Origin of the sequence: Dactylosporangium sucinum, from assembly GCF_014647515.1 — a bacterium.
Taxonomy (GTDB): domain Bacteria; phylum Actinomycetota; class Actinomycetes; order Mycobacteriales; family Micromonosporaceae; genus Dactylosporangium; species Dactylosporangium sucinum.
This window is the reverse complement of sequence record NZ_BMPI01000058.1, coordinates 74,485-74,830: the sequence shown is the minus strand read 5'-3', so window position 1 is coordinate 74,830 and position 346 is coordinate 74,485. Positions and strand designations below refer to the sequence as shown.

At 63.3% G+C, this 346-nt stretch carries 1 protein-coding gene; it reads left to right on the top strand.

What is annotated here, in order from left to right; genetic code table 11:
- Positions 1-346, top strand: a 346-nt coding sequence (locus IEZ31_RS41540) for a hypothetical protein (protein WP_229836516.1), incomplete at both ends; no start/stop codon positions are given.

Here is a 346-nt window from a genome sequence, read left to right as displayed (position 1 = left end):
TCAACGCCCACGGCTCCGGCGACATCCTGCGCATCGACGGCCGCGGCACCGTCCAGGACTCCTGGCTGCACGACCCCCGGGGTGTCGGTTCCGCCCAGCACAACGACGTCATCCAGTCGACGAACGCGACCTACGTGCGCATCCTGCACAACCGGCTGGACAACCAGAACACCCAGACGTCCTGCATCCTGCTCAAGGCCGACATCGGCCCGATCAGTGACGTCGTGGTCGACAGCAACCTGATGAACGGCGGCGGCTACTCGTTCTACTGGTACGACGCCAACTACAAGATCACCAACGGCAAGGTCACGAACAACAAGTTCATGCGGTCGCCCACCGGCGGTTA